16 protein-coding genes and 1 pseudogene are annotated in these 16,419 nt (G+C 74.0%); 14 read left to right on the top strand and 3 right to left on the bottom strand.

What is annotated here, in order from left to right; genetic code table 11:
- Nucleotides 1–354 precede the first annotated feature (354 nt).
- The 9 genes from ACFQLX_RS00680 to ACFQLX_RS00640 all read left to right on the top strand — a co-directional run bounded on the left by ACFQLX_RS00680 (nucleotide 355) and on the right by ACFQLX_RS00640 (nucleotide 8,708).
- The gene (locus ACFQLX_RS00680; RefSeq protein WP_386410441.1) at nucleotides 355–1,008 is read left to right on the top strand and encodes a TraR/DksA family transcriptional regulator; all 654 of its coding nucleotides are present in this window, start codon (nucleotides 355–357) and stop codon (nucleotides 1,006–1,008) included.
- Nucleotides 1,009–1,159: 151 nt separating this feature from the next.
- Nucleotides 1,160–1,747, top strand: a complete 588-nt coding sequence (gene lspA / locus ACFQLX_RS00675; protein WP_386410438.1) for a signal peptidase II — start codon at nucleotides 1,160–1,162, stop codon at nucleotides 1,745–1,747.
- Between the two features lie 12 nt (nucleotides 1,748–1,759).
- Complete coding sequence (locus ACFQLX_RS00670; RefSeq protein ID WP_386410435.1) at nucleotides 1,760–2,701, top strand: RluA family pseudouridine synthase; 942 nt, start codon at nucleotides 1,760–1,762, stop codon at nucleotides 2,699–2,701.
- 28 nt (nucleotides 2,702–2,729) lie between these two features.
- The gene (locus tag ACFQLX_RS00665) at nucleotides 2,730–4,334 is read left to right on the top strand and encodes a Na+/H+ antiporter (protein ID WP_386410433.1); all 1,605 of its coding nucleotides are present in this window, start codon (nucleotides 2,730–2,732) and stop codon (nucleotides 4,332–4,334) included.
- Nucleotides 4,335–4,411: 77 nt separating this feature from the next.
- On the top strand, nucleotides 4,412–5,179 hold the full coding sequence (locus ACFQLX_RS00660; protein WP_386410429.1) for an LON peptidase substrate-binding domain-containing protein: 768 nt from the start codon (nucleotides 4,412–4,414) through the stop codon (nucleotides 5,177–5,179).
- Nucleotides 5,180–5,208: 29 nt separating this feature from the next.
- Nucleotides 5,209–5,706: a Cys-tRNA(Pro) deacylase gene (gene ybaK / locus ACFQLX_RS00655; protein WP_386410427.1), complete on the top strand. Its 498-nt coding sequence runs from the start codon at nucleotides 5,209–5,211 to the stop codon at nucleotides 5,704–5,706.
- A gap of 354 nt (nucleotides 5,707–6,060) precedes the next feature.
- Nucleotides 6,061–7,098 (top strand): ABC transporter ATP-binding protein, encoded by a 1,038-nt coding sequence (locus ACFQLX_RS00650; protein ID WP_386410424.1) that lies wholly within the window; start codon nucleotides 6,061–6,063, stop codon nucleotides 7,096–7,098.
- Nucleotides 7,095–7,967, top strand: coding sequence for an ABC transporter permease (locus ACFQLX_RS00645; RefSeq protein WP_386410421.1), 873 nt, complete (start codon nucleotides 7,095–7,097; stop codon nucleotides 7,965–7,967). The genes ACFQLX_RS00650 and ACFQLX_RS00645 overlap by 4 nt, the downstream gene beginning before the upstream one ends.
- Before the next feature lie 66 nt (nucleotides 7,968–8,033).
- Nucleotides 8,034–8,708, top strand: a complete 675-nt coding sequence (locus tag ACFQLX_RS00640; RefSeq protein WP_386410418.1) for a DUF2567 domain-containing protein — start codon at nucleotides 8,034–8,036, stop codon at nucleotides 8,706–8,708.
- Nucleotides 8,709–8,745: 37 nt separating this feature from the next.
- Here ACFQLX_RS00640 and ACFQLX_RS00635 read toward each other — a convergent pair whose 3' ends face one another.
- Nucleotides 8,746–9,981 (bottom strand): NYN domain-containing protein, encoded by a 1,236-nt coding sequence (locus ACFQLX_RS00635; protein ID WP_386410415.1) that lies wholly within the window; start codon nucleotides 9,979–9,981, stop codon nucleotides 8,746–8,748.
- Nucleotides 9,982–10,212: 231 nt separating this feature from the next.
- Between ACFQLX_RS00635 and ACFQLX_RS00630 the strand changes: the two genes are divergently transcribed.
- Nucleotides 10,213–10,401: a hypothetical protein gene (locus ACFQLX_RS00630; protein ID WP_386410412.1), complete on the top strand. Its 189-nt coding sequence runs from the start codon at nucleotides 10,213–10,215 to the stop codon at nucleotides 10,399–10,401.
- 6 nt (nucleotides 10,402–10,407) lie between these two features.
- Entirely contained in the window at nucleotides 10,408–10,596 is a 189-nt protein-coding gene (locus ACFQLX_RS00625; protein ID WP_386410409.1) for a hypothetical protein, read from the top strand.
- Nucleotides 10,597–10,657: 61 nt separating this feature from the next.
- On the opposite strand, the pseudogene ACFQLX_RS00620 reads toward ACFQLX_RS00625, so the two are convergent.
- A pseudogene (locus tag ACFQLX_RS00620) lies at nucleotides 10,658–12,496 on the bottom strand (helix-hairpin-helix domain-containing protein); the annotation flags it as partial.
- A gap of 161 nt (nucleotides 12,497–12,657) precedes the next feature.
- On the opposite strand from ACFQLX_RS00620, the gene ACFQLX_RS00615 reads away from it, so the two are divergent.
- The 3 genes from ACFQLX_RS00615 to ACFQLX_RS00605 are packed head-to-tail and all read left to right on the top strand — an operon-like array spanning nucleotide 12,658 to nucleotide 15,627.
- Nucleotides 12,658–14,025: a DUF2252 domain-containing protein gene (locus ACFQLX_RS00615; protein WP_386410406.1), complete on the top strand. Its 1,368-nt coding sequence runs from the start codon at nucleotides 12,658–12,660 to the stop codon at nucleotides 14,023–14,025.
- A gap of 49 nt (nucleotides 14,026–14,074) precedes the next feature.
- Nucleotides 14,075–14,773, top strand: coding sequence for a hypothetical protein (locus tag ACFQLX_RS00610; protein WP_386410403.1), 699 nt, complete (start codon nucleotides 14,075–14,077; stop codon nucleotides 14,771–14,773).
- A gap of 53 nt (nucleotides 14,774–14,826) precedes the next feature.
- Nucleotides 14,827–15,627 carry a thioredoxin domain-containing protein gene (locus tag ACFQLX_RS00605; protein ID WP_386410401.1) on the top strand — a complete coding sequence of 267 codons (801 nt, stop codon included), beginning with the start codon at nucleotides 14,827–14,829 and terminating at the stop codon, nucleotides 15,625–15,627.
- Nucleotides 15,628–15,707: 80 nt separating this feature from the next.
- On the opposite strand, the gene ACFQLX_RS00600 is transcribed toward ACFQLX_RS00605, so the two are convergent.
- The gene (locus ACFQLX_RS00600) at nucleotides 15,708–16,328 is read right to left on the bottom strand and encodes a dienelactone hydrolase family protein (protein WP_386410398.1); all 621 of its coding nucleotides are present in this window, start codon (nucleotides 16,326–16,328) and stop codon (nucleotides 15,708–15,710) included.
- Nucleotides 16,329–16,419: the final 91 nt, after the last annotated feature.

The raw sequence follows: 16,419 nt of genomic DNA, 5'->3' as shown, positions 1-16,419 counted from the left end.
GCTCTACTCGCCGCGCACGCCCTCGGGGGCGCGCTGCGCGGCTTTCCTCCGGCGGCTCCGGGGTGATCTTCACCTCGCGCTGGCCCCCGGGCTCGCACCGTCCCCGGGTCGCTCCTGGCCGCAGACGACGCTACTCGTCCCCATCCACGCCTCTCGCTCGCTTGAGTCTACGGCCCCGCGGGAGTGGGCGCCGACCGGTTTTCGGGGGGTAGGGGCGCCGGTGGGGCCGTTAGCCCGTACGGAGCGGAATACCCGGCCGTCCGCTGGGCACAACGAGGGGAGACCGCTCTGCCGTGGCGTGCCCTGTTGCCGCGGGGTCCGGGTCGGCTTATCGTTCCGGCACCTGTTCGGCGAATGATCACCATATGTGAAGGGGTCGCGGCCATGGTGGCGGAGAAGTCCACGTCGGCAGCGAGGAAGGCGGCCGCCAAGAAACCGGTCGCCAAGCAGACCGCTGCGAAGAAGAGCGCCGCGAAGAAGACGGCTGTGAAGAAGAGCACGACGAAGACCGCCGCGAAGAAGACGACGGGAGCCAGCAGGATGGTCGCGAAGAAGAGTCCGGCCGCTGCCAAGCAGGGCACGGGTGCGGGCGGGGCGCGTCTCGCCGACGCCCCGGAGGGTCTGGCCGTACGCCCGGGGGAGGACCCCTGGACGGACGCCGAGGTGGCGGAGGCGCGGCGCGAGCTGGCGGAGGAGGCGGACCGGCTGCAGGCGGAGATCGCCGCCGCGGACGCGTCCATCGCCAGGATGATGTGGGACGGCGGCGCCGGAGCCGGGGACGACGACGCCGACACGGGGACGAAGAACATGGAGCGTGAGCACGGGATGGCGCTCGCGGCCGGGGCGCGTGAGCGGCTCGGCCAGACCGAGCGGGCGCTGGAGCGGATGGACGCGGGCACCTACGGGCTCTGCGAGTCCTGCGGGAAGGCCATCGGCAAGGCCAGGATGCAGGCGTTCCCCCGCGCGACGCTCTGCGTGGAGTGCAAGCAGCGCCAGGAACGGCGCTAGCGCGGGCGGCGGCCGGGCGGGCGGCGTCCGTGCGCGGGCCCGGTCGCCGCTTTGCACCCCGCACTGTTGTACGGCTGTGCTCCGCCGCACCTGCGGGCACGGGGGTCCGGTGACGTACCCTCGTCCCAGTCGGTGCAGCGGAGGGACAGTCGTGACTGAGGCGGAGCGGATCAGCGGGAGCGCGCGGGAGGAGCCTGCGGAGCCCGCGGACTCCACGGACCCCGTGCCGGAGCAGGAGCCCGCGGGGCGCGGGAAGCGCCGGATCGGCGTGCTGCTCGGCGTGGCCGCGGTCGTCTACCTGCTGGACCTGGTCAGCAAGCTGATCGTGGTGAAGGAGCTGGAGCCCGGCCACGAGACCATCGAGGTCGTCGGCGACCTGCTGACCTTCCAGGTGGTGCGCAACGCGGGCGCCGCCTTCGGCGTCGGCCAGTCCATGACGATCGTCTTCACCCTGATCGCGATCATCGTGATCGTGGTGATCGCCCGGCTCGCCCGCAAGCTCCACAGCCTGCCCTGGGCCATCGCGCTGGGACTGCTGCTCGGCGGCCCGCTGGGCAACCTCACCGACCGGCTCTTCCGCTCGCCGGGCTTCCTCAAGGGCCATGTGGTCGACTTCATCGCCCCCACGCACTTCGCGGTCTTCAACCTGGCCGACTCGGCCATCGTCTGCGGCGGCATCCTGATCGTCATCCTCTCCTTCCGCGGACTCGATCCGGACGGCACCATCCACAAGGACTGAGATACTCCTCGGGTGAGCACCTTTCCCGAGATCCGCACCCTGCCCGTACCCGATGGCCTGGAGGGCGAGCGGCTCGACGCCGCCCTCGCCCGGATGTTCGGGTTCTCCCGGACCAAGGCGGCCGAGCTGGCCGCGGGCGGGAAGGTGCGTATCGACGGGGCCGAGGCCGGCAAGTCCGACCGGGTGAGCGCCGGGGCCTGGCTGGAGGTCGAGATGCCCGCCCCGCCGCGCCCGGTGGAGCTGGTCGCCGAGCCGGTGCCGGGGATGACGATCGTCCACGACGACGACCACATCGTCGTCGTCGACAAGCCCGTCGGCGTCGCCGCCCACCCCAGCCCCGGCTGGACCGGCACCACCGTGATCGGCGGCCTCGCCGCCGCCGGCTACCGCATCTCCACCTCCGGCGCCTCCGAGCGCCAGGGCGTCGTGCACCGGCTGGACGTCGGGACCTCCGGGCTGATGGCCGTGGCCAAGTCCGAGCGCGCGTACACCCTGCTCAAGCAGCAGTTCCGCGAGCGCACCGTGGACAAGCGCTACCACGCCCTCGTCCAGGGCCACCCCGACCCGATGAGCGGCACCATCGACGCGCCGATCGGCCGCCACCCCGTCCACGACTACAAGTGGGCCGTGACCGCCGAGGGCAAGCCCTCGGTGACGCACTACGACCTCATCGAGGCGTTCCGCGCCGCCAGCCTGCTCGACATCAAGCTGGAGACCGGCCGCACCCACCAGATCCGGGTGCACATGTCGACCGTGCGCCACCCCTGCGTCGGCGACCTCACCTACGGCGCGGACCCCACGCTCGCCAAGCGGCTGGGGCTGAGCCGCCAGTGGCTGCACGCCGTGCGGCTGGGCTTCTCTCACCCGGAGGACGGCCGCTGGGTGGAGTTCGAGTCCGACTACCCGGAGGATCTGCAGTACGCGCTCGACACGGTACGGGCGGACAGCGCCTGAACTCACTCACCCCCGGGATGGCCGCCGCGTGGATCAACTCGCCCTGCTGTTCCTGCTCCTCCTCGGCGCGATCGTCACCGTGCCGATCGCGGACAAGCTGGGGGTTCCGGCGCCGATCCTGATGACCATCCTCGGTCTGCTGGGGGCGGTCATCCCCTTCGTCCCCTTCATCGACATCCCGCCGGACTACATCCTTCCGCTGGTGCTGCCGCCGCTGCTCTACGCGGCGGTGCAGCGGACCTCCTGGCGGCAGTTCACCGCCAACATCCGGCCCATCCTGCTGCTCGCCGTGGCGCTGGTCTTCGTCACCACCGCCGCGGTGGCCGTCGTGGCCCAGGCCGTCGTCCCCGGGCTGCCGCTGGCCGGCGCGGTCGCGCTGGGGGCGATGGTGGCCCCGCCCGACCCGGTGGCGGCCACCGCCGTGGCCGGGAAGGTGGGGCTGCCTCGGCGGCTGGTGTCGATCCTGGAGGGCGAGGGCCTCTTCAACGACGTCACCGCGATCGTGCTCTACCACGTGGCCATCGTGGCGGCCGTCAGCGGCTCCTTCTCCGTCGGCGAGGCCAGCCTCACCCTGCTGCTCTCCGCCACCGTCGCCCTGGCCGTCGGACTGGGCATCGGCTACCTGGCCTCCAAGGCGATCGGCTTCTACGACGACCCCACCCTGGTGCTGGGCGTGACGCTGCTGGTGCCGTACGGGTCCTACCTGATCGCGGAGGAGTTCCACGGCTCCGGCGTGCTGGCGGTGCTGGTCGTCGGCCTCTACCTCTCCGAGCACGCCTCCGACGCCGACGACGTCTACGGGCGCCTCGTGGGGCGTACCTTCTGGGACGTGGTGGAGATGCTGGTCACCGGCGTCGCCTTCGGCGTGATCGGGCTGGAGGTCTACCACGTCCTGCGGGACGCCAAGGGCAACTGGGGCCCGATGCTCGCCGCCGCCGCCGCGGTCGTCGGCGTCGTGGTCGTCGTACGGCTGCTGTGGCTGCTGCCCGCCTCCGCCGTCGCGCAGTGGCTGCACCGGCGCGGCGGCCCGGAGGACGAGGACGAGCAGGTGCCGGGCGGCTGGCGCGAGACGCTGGTGGTGTGGTGGTCGGGGATGCGGGGCGTCGCCACCGTCGCCCTGGCCCTCGCCGTGCCGCTCACCCTGGACGACGGCAAGCACTTCCCCGCCCGCGCCTGGATCCTCTTCATCGCCTTCGCCGTGGTGCTGGTCACCCTGCTGCTGCAGGGGCTGACGCTGCCGTGGGTGGTGTCGAAACTGGGCGTCACGGCGGACACCGGGGCCGAGCGCGCGCAGGAGCGGGTGCTGGCCATGCGGGTGGCGAAGGCCGCCAAGCACCAGGTGCTGGAGATGGCCGACCGCGAGGACCTCCCCGACGAGGCCGTCGAGGCGCTGCTGCGGCGCGCGGTGGAGATGGGGGCGCGGATCTCGCCGGACATCCTCGACAAGGAGTGGCGCGCGGCGCACGCCAAGCGCGCCAAGCGGGCCAAGGAGGTGCAGCAGATCCAGGGCGAGATGCTCTCCGCCGCCCGCAACGCCGTGCTCTCCGCGCGCAGCGAGCCGGGGATGGACCCGGCGGTGGCCGACCGGGTGCTGCGCCAGCTCGATGTGCGCAGCCTGCGGGGGACGCCCTAGGTCCTCTGTACGCGGTTGCGCCGTGGGCGTAGGCGCAGCACGCGGGTCGGGGGGCGGGGAGGGCCTAGGATTCCGGGGTGACAACCGCCCGACTGCCGCTGTTTCCGTTGAACACGGTGCTCTTTCCTGGGCTCGTACTGCCGCTCAACGTCTTCGAGGAGCGGTACCGCGCGCTCATGCGCGACCTGCTGGACCGGCACGACGGCGACGGGTCCGGTGAGCCCGGTGCCCCGGCCCCGCGCCGCTTCGGCGTGGTCGCCATCCGCGACGGCCGCGAGGTGGCGCACACCGCGCCCGGACTGCCCGACCAGACCTCCGTCGTCGCCAAGGGGCCGGCGGCGGGCTTCGGGTCCGATCCGCGCAGCGTCTTCCACACCGTGGGCTGCCTGGCCGACGCGGCGAGCATCCGCGAGCGCGAGGACGGCGGTTTCGAGGTGCTCGCCACCGGCACGCAGCGCTTCCGGCTGCACTCGGTGGACGCCTCGGGCCCCTACCTCGTGGGCGAGGTCGAGGTGCTGGAGGAGCGGGAGGGCGAGGACGCCGCGGCGCTGGCGGCGGCGGCGCTGCGGGCCTTTCGTACGTACCAGAAGCGGCTGGCCTCCGCGCGCGAGCGCTCCCTGACCACCGGGCAGGAGCTGCCCGAGGAGCCCTCGGTGGTGTCCTACCTGGTCGCGGCGGCCTCCGTCTTCGACAACGCGACCAAGCAGCGGCTGCTGCAGCTCCCCGACACCGCCACCCGCCTCGCGGCGGAGCTGAAGCTGCTGCGCGCGGAGTCGGCGGTGCTGCGCCACCTGCCCTCGCTGCCGGCGGTCGATCTGACCCGGCGCCCCACCAGCCTCAACTGACGCCCGACCGCCGGGAGTACGCTCCCCGCATGGCGAAGAGGAGCGGGAAGGGGAGCGCGGGCACGCCCGCGACCGCGGCGCTGGCGCGGGCGGGGGTGGCGTACACCGTGCACGCCTACGCGCACGATCCCGCCGCCGCCTCCTACGGGGAGGAGGCCGCGCGGGCGCTCGGGGTGGATCCCGGGCAGGTCTTCAAGACGCTCGTCGCCGAGGTCGACGGCGCCCTCACCGTCGCCGTCGTCCCCGTCTCCGGCTCGCTGGACCTCAAGGCGCTGGCCGCCGCCGTGGGCGGCAAGCGCGCGGCCATGGCAGATCCCGCGGCGGCCGAACGCGCCACCGGCTACGTCCGCGGCGGCATCTCCCCGCTCGGGCAGCGCAGGGCCCTGCCCACCGTGCTGGACGCCTCCGTCCGGGGGCGGGAAACGGTGTGCGTCTCCGCGGGGCGGCGCGGACTGGAGGTCGAACTGGCACCGGACGACCTCGCCGCGCTGACGGGCGCCGTGGTGGCGCCGATCGCGCGGGGGTAGCTCCTTCGTTACGCCGGCCTGCGGCCGTGGTTCGCGCGGCCCTTGCGTAGGCGCCACTTGCGTTTGCGCGTCTTCTTCGACATGACGAGGTCATACCGGAGGCAGCAGGCCGCGTCCACCCCTAGGGCCTGTATCGAGTTGGCCTTCTGCGCCCCGGCGCCCGGCACGCACTCTGGGCGCACAGCGTCGCAGGACAGGTGGCTCCGCCACATGACCTGCGACGCTGCACACCCAGAGCACGCACCGACCACCGCGCCGCCCGCGCTTCGCGCGGACGAAGGCCAACTCGATACAGGCCCTAGCGGGTCGGGGTGTGGACAAAGGGGCCACCCGGACGGCGTACCCTCGTAACTCGTGAGCACAGGGACCGGCGTCGCGGGCGCAGCAGTTCGTACGCCGAGTGGGGCGCCCTCGCGGGCCGCCTGCCGGGTGCGCGGGCTGGTCAAGGCGTATCCCGGGCGCAGGGCCCGGCGCGGGCGGGCCGCCGTGGCGCCGGTGCGGGCCGTCGACGGGGTGGACCTGGACGTCCGCGAGGGCGAGGTCTTCGGCCTCCTGGGGCCCAACGGCGCCGGCAAGTCCACCCTGGTGCGCCAGCTCACCGGGCTCCTGCGGCCCGACGCCGGCAGTATCGACCTGCTCGGCCACGACCTCGTACGCCACCCCGAGCGCGCCGCGCGGCTGCTGGCCTACCTGGGGCAGGAGTCCACCGCGCTCGACGAGCTGACCGTCGCCCTCGCCACCGAGACCACCGCCCGGCTGCGCGGCCTGCCGGCCGCCGCCGCCCGCGGCGAACGCGACGCCGTCCTGGGCGAGCTGGGCCTGGAGGAGCTGGCCGACCGACCGCTGGCGCACCTCTCCGGCGGCCAGCGCCGCCTGGCCTGCTTCGCCGCCGCGCTGGCCGGACCCCGGCCGGTGCTGGTCCTGGACGAGCCCACCACCGGCATGGACCCCGTCGCCCGGCGCGCCGTCTGGGCGGCCGTGGACCGGCGCCGCGCCGAGCGGGGGGCGACGGTCGTGCTGGTCACGCACAACGTCATCGAGGCGGAGACCGTCCTGGACCGCGTCGCCGTCCTGGACCGGGGCCGCGTCATCGCCTGCGACACCCCGGCCGGGCTGAAGGCCCTGGTCGCCGACGAGGTCCGCCTGGAGCTGGTCTGGCGCGCGGAGCCGCCGCTGCAGCTGGCGGAGGTCGCCGCGCTGGCCGGGCAGGCGCGCCGGCACGGCTCGCGCTGGACGCTGCGGCTCGGCGCCGACGCCGCCCGTACGGCCGTGGCGTCGATCACCGGCGGTCCGGCCTTCGCGGCGCTGGACGACTTCACGCTGACCACGCCGAGCCTGGAGGACGTGTACCTGGCGCTCGGGGGACGGACCGACGGGCTGGTGAAGGCATGACCGCGCCCGAGACGACCGCCGGCGGGCTGCCCGCTCCCCGTACGGCACCCGCCGGGGAGGCAGTCCCCGCCGCGGGCTCCGTACCGGCCGAGGAGCCCGCGCCCCGTACGCCCGCCCCGCTCGCCCCCCGCACGGCCCTGCGGCCGGCCCTCGCCGCCGTCTACCGCGCGCAGCTCTCCCGGGTCCGGGTCTCCCGTATCCCGCTGCTCTTCGTCGCCACCTTCCAGTCCGTCGGGATCATGGTCCTGATGCGCGGGGTGGTCGACGCCGGCAGCCCCGAGGCGCGGGCCGTCGTCGCCGGCTCCACGGTGCTCGTCGTCGCCTTCGTGGCCCTCAACCTGCTCGCCCAGTACTTCGGCCGGCTGCGCGCCCACGGCGGCCTCGACCACTACGCCACCCTGCCCGTCCCCCCGGCCGCCGTGGTGCTGGGCGCCGCGGGCGCCTACGCCTCCTTCACCGTGCCCGGCACCGTCGTCACCGGCATCGTCGGCAGCGTGCTCTTCGGGCTGCCCCTCGCCCATCTGTGGACGCTGCTCCTGGTCATCCCGCTCGCCGGGGCCGCGCTCGCCGGACTCGGCGCCGCGCTGGGGCTGCTGGCGCCCCGGCAGGAGCTGGCGACGCTGCTCGGCCAGCTCGGCATGTCCGCCGCGCTGCTGCTGGGCGTCATCCCCGCCTCCGGCATGCCCGCGCCGGTGCTGCTGCTGCGGGGGCTGCTGCCCTCGACGTACGGGGTCGAGGCCCTGGCCCGTACCTTCGCCCCCCACCCCGACTGGGCCGCCGTCGCCGCCGACCTGGGCATCTGCGCGGGCGCGGGCGTGGCGGCACTGGCGGCGGCGACCTGGGCGTACCGCCGCGCCGCTGTTCGCTGACCGGGCGGCCACCCGAACGACCGCCTCGGCGGCGGACGCGGTGAGGGGTCCTGGCACCATGGCAGGGTGACCGCGCCCATGAAGGACCAGCCGCCCCGCGACCAGCCGTCCCACGACCCGTGGCAGACCCCGTGGCCCGAAGGCCCCGAAGAGGGCGGGCGGTCCGCGGTGAGCCGCGCGGAGGTGGTCGAGGCGCTGGTGCTGACCGTCGTGATCGCGGTGAGCGGGCTGCTGCTCGGCTATCTGTGGGAGCTGCTGGCGCCGCGGGTGCCGCTGATCGTGCGGGCCGGCAACGTCCTGCTCGCGGACTCCGAGGCCGAGCACGCCGTGGCCATCGACGGGACCTTCGCGCTGCTCGGGCTGGCCTTCGGCGCGCTCTGGGCAGCCGGGGTCTTCCTCTGGCGGCGGCGCGGGGGCGTGCCCTACGTGCTCGCCCTGGCGGTCGGCGGCCTGCTCGGCGCGCTGCTGGCGTGGCAGGTCGGGGTCTGGCTCGGGCCCACCGAGGACGTGGTCGCGCACGCCAGGGCGGTGGGGGAGGGGAAGATCTTCGACGCGCCCCTGCAGCTGAAGGCCAAGACGGCGCTGCTGGCGTGGCCGCTGGGGGCGATGCTCGTCCAACTGCTGCTGACCGGGCTCTTCGGCCCGCGTGACCCCGACCCGGGCCTGCCCGCGCCACTGCCCGCGCCGATGGCGGCCGACAACCAGTGGCAGGGCTGGGGACAAACCCCCGAGCGACGCTGAGCGCCTCCTCCCGTACGCCCGCGGTCCCGGCCGCCCCCTACTCCGCTCGTGTCGTCTCCACCGGGGTGCGGGACTCCACCTCGCGCCAGAAGCCCGCGCGGATCGCGTAGCGGTCGTGCTCGTCGATCTGGTCGTCCTTGTGCGTCAGGAGGCCGAACCGGGCGGCGTAGCGCAGGAGTTCGCCGTCGATGCGGGGCGGCACCCGGGGGTACTGCGTGGCCAGCAGCGGCAGCTGGGCGCGGTCGGCGAGCCGCTCCATCCAGCGCCGGGCGAAGACCTGCCCCACCTCGTGCGGATCACCGCCGACCGTGGTGATGTCCTCCTCGCGGTCCGCCCAGCGCTGCTCCGCGGTGGTCAGCTGCGCCAGCGTCGGCAGCGCGGCCGTGTCGGGAACGTCGGCGCCGGGGGAGCCCGGGCGCTCCACCCAGCCCCGGTCGGACGACCAGCGCAGGGTCGCCGCCGGAACCGCCGGGGTGGCGCTGCGGGCCTCCGGCATCGCGGTGACGGCGCGGCCCAGGCCCGCCAGGTCCTTCGGCGTGGGGACCGCGACGCCCGGCCGCTGGCCCGCGGGCTGGGGCGCCTCGGCCGGCCGGTCGCCGTTCGCGGCCGGTACGGGCTCCTGGCGCGGCGGTCCGGCGGGGGCCTCGCGGTCCGGGGTGGGCGCAGAGAGGATCGCCGTGATCTCCGGGCGGGTGGCCGGGGCGGGGGCGCAGGCGCCGGTGAGGTCCTTGGGGCGGACCGCGCGGGTGAGCCAGCCGCGGTCCAGCAGCCGGCGCTCGTCCGCCTCGGCGACCAGGTCCTCCGACTGGTTGTAGTCCCCGTCCGCGGCCTGCACGGCCCACAGGTGCACGGCCACCCCGTGCTCCTTCGCGGACATCATCCCGGGCAGCAGATCGCCGTCGCCCGTGACGAGCACGATGTCCGAGCAGGCGCGGTTGCGCGCCAGCTCCGTCAGCTCGGCGTGCATCGCGGCGTCTACACCCTTCTGGGCCCACCGCCCGTCACTGCGGGTGAGCGCACCCAGGCGGACCGTGACACGCGGCATGACGCGCAGCCTGCGGTGCTCGGGCTGCGGTACGCGGTCGGGGGCGCCGTCGAACCAGTAGATGCGCAGCAGCGCCTGGCCGGTGTCGGCCTCGGCCAGCTCGCGCAGCCCCTGGATCAGGGCCGCGTGGTCGATGGTGATACGGGAGCGGGCCGGTTCGCCGGCCAGCAGGCTCGCGGCGGCGCCCAGCAGGTAGCCGGCGTCCACCAGGACGACGCAGCGGTCCACGGTTCACCCTCTTCCGGTGGGGGGTGTGCGGGGGTACGAGGGGTGCCGGAGGGGATGGGGGAGAAGGCCTCCGGGTCTTCGAGTCTGCCCGACTGCCGGGGGGTTATCAGCCGCTCCCCGATCATCGGCGTGGCGCTTGGCATTCACAGAGGGTAATTGTCCGAAATGCGGTGAATTGCTGGGCGTGCGACGGTGGTTTGCGCGGGGGACCCGCCAACTGAAGGAAGATCAATGGGTAAGGGCAAGGCACGCAGGAGCCAGCAGAGCCAGCACACCGACAAGTACGCGGTGGACGCCAAGGGCCGCGCGCAGCGCACGCCCGGGGTCGAGGAGAGCGCCTCGATGTCGGTGACGGAGACGCCGGTGCCCATGGAGATAGCCGAGTACGAGCGCACCGAGCGCTTCGAAGAGGGTCGGTGAATCGGGATGGGACGCAAGGACCGTAACCGGGCGGCCGACGGCGGGCAGCCGGGTGCTCCCGAGCGCAGCGCGGTGGAGCAGGACAACGGCGGTGGGCCGGCTCAGGACAAGGTGAGCGCGGCGGTCACCCCGAGCGGCTTCGGCGGCGCCCACAAGAACCAGAAGCACAAGGAACGGCGCTTCGGGCACAACTGAACGAACCTGCGGGGCGCGGTCCACGGACCGCGCCCCGCACGGCACTTCGCGGCCCCGCACCTCAACTCGCCCGGCAGGACGGCCCCAGCAGCTCCCGCAGCTCACCGAAGAGCGTCGGATCCGGTGTGACCCGATGGCGGTCCAGGCGCAGCACTGTCGTACGGCGGGCGCCGATCAGCCGGAGCCGCACCTCCGTGGCCCCTCGGTGGTGGGCCAGCACCTCACCGAGCCGCTCGATCAGCGGCTCGGTGACCTGCGCGGTCGGGATCTCGATGGTCACCGGCGCGCGGGCCGCGGCCCGCACTGCCTCCATCGGGTCGGGGACGGTCAACTCCAGCGCCACCAGCCGCGGCACGGCCCCGCTCTTGTCCAGCCGCCCCTTGACCAGCACCACCGTGTCCCGGGCCAGTCGGCCCGAGACCAGTGGATAGGTCGCCGGGAGGAACAGGCAGTCGATCGAGCCCGCCAGGTCCTCGACCGTCGCGACGGCCCAGGCGCTGCCCTGCCCGGTCGTCCTGCGCCGCACGCCGGAGACGATGCCGCCGACGGTGACGATCGCGCCGTCCGGGTACTCGTCGCCGCCCAGCGCCGGGACCGGGGCGTCCGACCTCTCGGCCAGCAGGTGCTCGACGCCCAGAAGCGGGTGGTCGGAGACGTACAGCCCGAGCATCTCCCGCTCCTGGGCGAGGAGATGGGCCCTGTCCCACTCCTGGTCGGAGAACTCCGTGTCGAGCCCGAAGGGCGGCTCGCCCCCGGCGCCCTTCCCGCCGTCGCCGCCTGTGCCGCCCGCATGGTCCGTACGATCGCGGCCCGCGCCGTCGGCGGAGCTGAACAGGTCGAACTGGCCCTCGGCCTCCCTGCGTTTGACCCGCGCCGCGGTGTCGACCAGCTGCTCGTAGCGCTCGATGAGCCCCTTGCGGGTGTGGCCCAGGGTGTCGAAGGCGCCGGCCTTGATGAGGGACTCGACGGTGCGCCTGGTGCAGACGACCGCGTCGACCTTCTCCAGGAAGTCGGGGAAGGACGTGTAGCGGCCCTTGGAGCCGCGGGAGCGGATGATCGAATCGACCGCGCCCGCACCGACGTTGCGCACGGCCGCCAGGCCGAAGGCGATCGTGTCGCAGCCGCGCGGGGCGAAGTCGACGCCGGAGTCGTTGACATCGGGCGGCAGCACCGTGAGGCCCATGCGGCGGCACTCGCCGAGGTAGACCGCCGACCGCTCCTTGTCGTCGCGCACCGAGGTGAGCAGCGCCGCCATGTACTCGGCGGGGTAGTTCGCCTTCAGATACGCGCTCCAGTAGGAGACCAGGCCGTACGCGGCGGAGTCCGCCCTGCCGAGGGCGTCGCCCGCGACGGGGACCAGCGCGTCCCACAGGGCCTGGACCGCCCCGTCCCCGTAGCCCTGCTCCCGTGCCCCCTCCCGGAAGGCCGCGAAGCCCTCCGCCAGTTCCTCGGGATCCCTCCCGCCCAGCACGCGGCACAGGGCCTCGGCCTCGTCCGGCGGGCAGCCGGCGACGATCCGGACCGCGTCGCGCATCTGCTCCCGGTAGACGAGCAGGCCGTGGGTGGCGTCGAGGACCGTCCCGAGGGGCGCCGCCAGCTCCGGGTGGACCGGCGCGGCCTCCTGCCGGCCGCTCTTGCGCAGGGCGTAGTCGACGTGCGCGTCCACACCCATCGGGCCCGGCCGGTAGAGGGCCGAGACGGCGCAGACGTCCTCCAGGCAGTCGGGCCCGACCAGGCGCAGCAGCGTGCGCATCGGGCCCTCCTCCAACCGGAAGACGCCCAGGGTGTCGCCCCGGCCCAGCAGCTCGAAGGCCCCCGGGTCGTCGAGCGGCAGCGCCGCCGGATCGACGGCCGCCCCCCGGTGGGAGCGCACCAGCCGCACCGCGCCGTCCACGACCGTCCGGCGGTGGACGGCGTACGCCTCGTCGGGATTCCCGTGGTCCGTCATCAGCTTCCTCCGTGGATACCCCGGCCCGCGGGCGGTGACATCTATCGGACAACCAGCAGCGTAGAGGCGACCACTGACAACGCGGACGGCCGGACGCAGTACGCTCCTTGGCCATGGTGCGAGACGACACGAATCACGGCGACGGCCACGAGGACACCCACCGCGGCGAGCACATCCTGCGGGTCTTCGACGAGGCGTTCGGCGAACTGCTGGCGGCAGACCCCGCCGCCTTCCAGGTCAAGTTCCGCAAGATGGCGGCCTCCGCCTTCGCCTTCTACCGGGGCACCGCCTGCCTCTTCTACGCCGACCTCGCCGACGGGGCAAACGCCGCCGACGGGCCCTTCCTGGACGAGCGCACCGCCCGGGTGTGGATCCACGGCGACCTGCACGCCGAGAACTTCGGCACCTACATGGACGCCAACGGCCGCCTGGTCTTCAACGTCAACGACTTCGACGAGGCCTACGTCGGCCCCTTCACCTGGGACCTCAAGCGCCTCGCCGCCTCCCTGGCGCTCATCGGCTACACCAAGGCGCTCAGCGACGAGCGGATCTCCGCCCTGGTCCGCGCCTACGCCGGCGCCTACCGCGAGCGCATCCGCGCCCTGGCCTCCGGGGCCAAGGCCGACGAGGTGCCGCCCTTCACCCTGCACACCGCCCGCGGCCCGCTGCTGGACGCCCTCCACCAGGCCCGCCGCCACACCCGCTTCTCGCTGCTGGACTCGATGACCGAGATCGTCGACGACGAGCGCCGCTTCTCCCGCGGCCCCGGCGCGATCCCGCTGGACGACGCCACCCGCGAGCAGGCCCTGGCCGCCTTCGAGGCGTACACGGCCACGCTCCCGGAGACCGGCGCCCCGGGCCGCGACGCCTACCGGGTCAAGGACGTCATCGGCCGCCGGGGCATCGGCATCGGCAGCGCGGGGCTCCCCTCGTACAACTTCCTGCTGGAGGGGCACAGCGACGCCCTGGAGAACGACGTCGTGATCTACATGAAGCAGGGCCAGACCCCGGCCGTCTCCCGGCACGTCACCGACAGGCGCATCCGCGACTACTTCCGGCACGAGGGCCACCGCACGGTCATCTCCCAGCGCGCCCTGCAGGCCGCCTCCGACCCGTGGCTGGGCTGGAGCGAGCTGGAGGGTGCCGACGGCCCCCGCGGGCAGCTCGTCGCCGAGGTCTCCCCCTACGCGGTGGACCTCGACTGGTCCGACATCGACGACCCGGCCGACATCGAGGCCGTCGTCGCCGACCTGGGCCGCGCCACCGCCACCATGCACGCCGCCGCCGACATCGCCGAGAGCGGCCACGACCTGGTGCCCTTCTCCACCGAGGCCGCCATCGACGAGGCGATCGGCCGCGACGAGGAGGGCTTCGAGCGGATGCTGGTGGACTTCGCGCACAGCTACGGGGCGCGGGCGCGGGCCGACCACCAGACCTTCGTGGACCTCTTCCGTAACGGTCGGATCGCGGGCCTCGACTGACAGCCCTCCTTTAGGGGACGCTTACGGCCGTTCGTGGGACACTCTCGCGATGGCCGGGAGGGTGGCGATGGGCATACGGATGCGGGGCGTGCGCGCGGCGCTGTTCACCGCGCTGTGCGTCACGCTCTCCGCCGGCGCCCACGTCCTGCTCGCCGCCGCGCCGCTGCCCGCCGCCACCCTCGCCTGGGTGACGGCCGCCGTCTTCGCCCTCGCCTTCGCGCTCGCCGGTACGCCCGCGGACGGGGGCCGGCGCGGCTTCCTGCGGATCGCCGCGCTGCTCGTCCCCCTGGAGCTGGCCGCCGACACGGTCTTCACCACCGGCCGCCACGCCTGCTACGGGCCCTCCGGCGGCCCGGTCGGCGGCACCCTGCGCTCGCTGGGCGTGGACCTGCTGTGCGGCGGCGGCGAACTGGGCACGCCGCTGGCCCGGATGACGGCCCGCGGGGACTCCCTGCTCACCGGCACCGCCTCCCCCTGGCTGCTGCTCGCCGCCCACCTCGCCGCCGGGCTGGCGGGCGCCGCCTGGCTCGCGCACGGCGAGACGGCCGCCGCCCGGCTGCTGCGCGCGGCCGGCGCCGCCGCCTTCCGGCCGCTGCTGCTGGCCTTCGCCGTCTGCCGGGCGGCCATCGCCGAGCCGGCGCGCCTGCCCGTACGACCGCGGTGGGGCGCCGTCGCGGCGCACGCGCGGGAGGCGCTGACGCACTCCCTGGCGCGGCGCGGGCCGCCGCTGCCCGCCGCCGCCCGCTGAGGCGGCCCCGCGCACACCCCCTTTCGTACGAGAAGACCAGAGGATCCACGGACATGAGCAAGCGCAACAGCCAGGAAGCCAAGCGTGCCGCCCGCGAGCGGCTGAAGATCGAGCGCGAGCGCCAGGCGAAGAAGGACCGCCTGCGCCGCCAGCTGCTGGCCGTCGGCGGCGTCGTCGCCGTGCTGGCGATCGGTGGCGGCATAGCCCTGGGCGTCTCCAAGATGGACGACGACGACACCAGCGGCGACGGCAAGGACTGGGCCGCTGCCGCCAAGGCCAAGCTGGTCGAACCGGCGAACACCAGCGGGAAGAACGGCACCACCGTCGTCGTCGGCGGCGCGGATGCCAAGACCGCCATCGACACCTACGAGGACATGCGCTGCCCGGCCTGCGCCGGCTTCGAGCAGGCGCTCGGCGAGAAGCTCAAGCAGGGCGCGAAGGACGGCAAGTACAAGCTGACCGTGCACCTGGGCGCGATCATCGACCAGAACATGACCGGCACCGGCTCGCGGAACGCCATCAGCGCCCTGGGCGCCGCGCTGAACGTCAGTCCGGAGGCGTTCGCCGAGTACCACGGCCTGCTCTACTCCACCGAGCACCACCCGGAGGAGTCGCAGGACAAGTTCGCGGAGAACGCCTACCTGCTGAAGGTCGCGGAGAACGTCAAGGAGCTGAAGGGCAACTCGGCGTTCAAGACCGCCGTGGAGAAGGGCACCTACGACAAGTGGGCCCTGGAGATGGTCGACAGCTTCAACGACGCCGGGATCAAGGGCACGCCGACCGTCCGCATCGACGGCAAGGACATCAAGACCGAGGAGCTGCCGGCGAAGCTGGCCGAGCTGGGCGTCAAGTAGCGCCCGGCGGGCAGCGCCCGTAGGACGCACGGGCGGGGCGGAGGCGTGCAGCCTCCGCCCCGCCCGCGTGTCCGCCCGCCTCAGCCCCGCGCCGCCGCGGTGTCCAGCTCCGCCAGGAAGGCCAGTGCCCGCGCCGTCGCGGCTTCGGCCGCCTCGGCGTCGTAGTCGGGCAGCTCCGTGTCCAGGAAGAGGTGTCCGGCGCCGGGGTAGCGGAAGACCTCCGGGTCGGTGTCCGCGCGCTGCATCCGCAGGTACCAGGCCGTGAGCCAGTCGTGCGTCTCGAACGGGTCGGGGTCGGCCACGTGCAGCTGTACGGGCAGCTCCTCCACCGCCGAGACGGTGTCGTCCGCCAGGTCGGACGTACCGCCGAAGAGCAGCAGCCCGCGCGCCTTCTCGTCGGCCAGTGCGAGGTTCTGCGCGATCGAGCCGCCGAGCGAGAGGCCGGCGTAGACGACGCCCTTGTCGGAGTGCGGGGCCGCCGCCAGCACGGCGCGCTTGAGCAGCTCGTCGCTGCCGATCTCCTCGCGGATCGCCATGGCCTCCTCGACGGTGCCGGCCGTGCGGTCCTCGTAGAGGTCGGGGACGACCACCTCGTGGCCGGCTGCGCGCAGCTCGTCGGCGAGCGCCTCGACGGCGGGGCGCAGTCCGTAGGCGGAGTGGAAGAGGACGACCGTCAGGGGGTCTGTGGGGGAGGCTGCCATACGGCCATCCTGCCAGCCGGTTCCGTGACGTGGGCAGCCGCCGCGGGCGCCCGGGGGACACGGCTCTCCGGATAGTGGACGGGCGTCTCGG

It is taken from the genome of Streptomyces polyrhachis (assembly GCF_042663125.1).
GTDB classification, from domain to species: domain Bacteria; phylum Actinomycetota; class Actinomycetes; order Streptomycetales; family Streptomycetaceae; genus Streptomyces; species Streptomyces polyrhachii.
This window is presented reverse-complemented; position numbering and strand designations above follow the sequence as displayed.

Coding starts and splice junctions, on each gene's coding strand:
- ACFQLX_RS00645 (WP_386410421.1), top strand. CDS start 7,095: ATGACCGCGCCCGAGACGACCGCCGGCGGGCTGCCCGCTCCCCGTACG.
- ACFQLX_RS00630 (WP_386410412.1), top strand. CDS start 10,213: ATGGGTAAGGGCAAGGCACGCAGGAGCCAGCAGAGCCAGCACACCGAC.
- ACFQLX_RS00615 (WP_386410406.1), top strand. CDS start 12,658: ATGGTGCGAGACGACACGAATCACGGCGACGGCCACGAGGACACCCAC.
- ACFQLX_RS00625 (WP_386410409.1), top strand. CDS start 10,408: ATGGGACGCAAGGACCGTAACCGGGCGGCCGACGGCGGGCAGCCGGGT.
- ybaK (WP_386410427.1), top strand. CDS start 5,209: ATGGCGAAGAGGAGCGGGAAGGGGAGCGCGGGCACGCCCGCGACCGCG.
- ACFQLX_RS00680 (WP_386410441.1), top strand. CDS start 355: ATGATCACCATATGTGAAGGGGTCGCGGCCATGGTGGCGGAGAAGTCC.
- ACFQLX_RS00605 (WP_386410401.1), top strand. CDS start 14,827: ATGAGCAAGCGCAACAGCCAGGAAGCCAAGCGTGCCGCCCGCGAGCGG.
- ACFQLX_RS00600 (WP_386410398.1), bottom strand. CDS start 16,328: ATGGCAGCCTCCCCCACAGACCCCCTGACGGTCGTCCTCTTCCACTCC.
- ACFQLX_RS00610 (WP_386410403.1), top strand. CDS start 14,075: ATGGCCGGGAGGGTGGCGATGGGCATACGGATGCGGGGCGTGCGCGCG.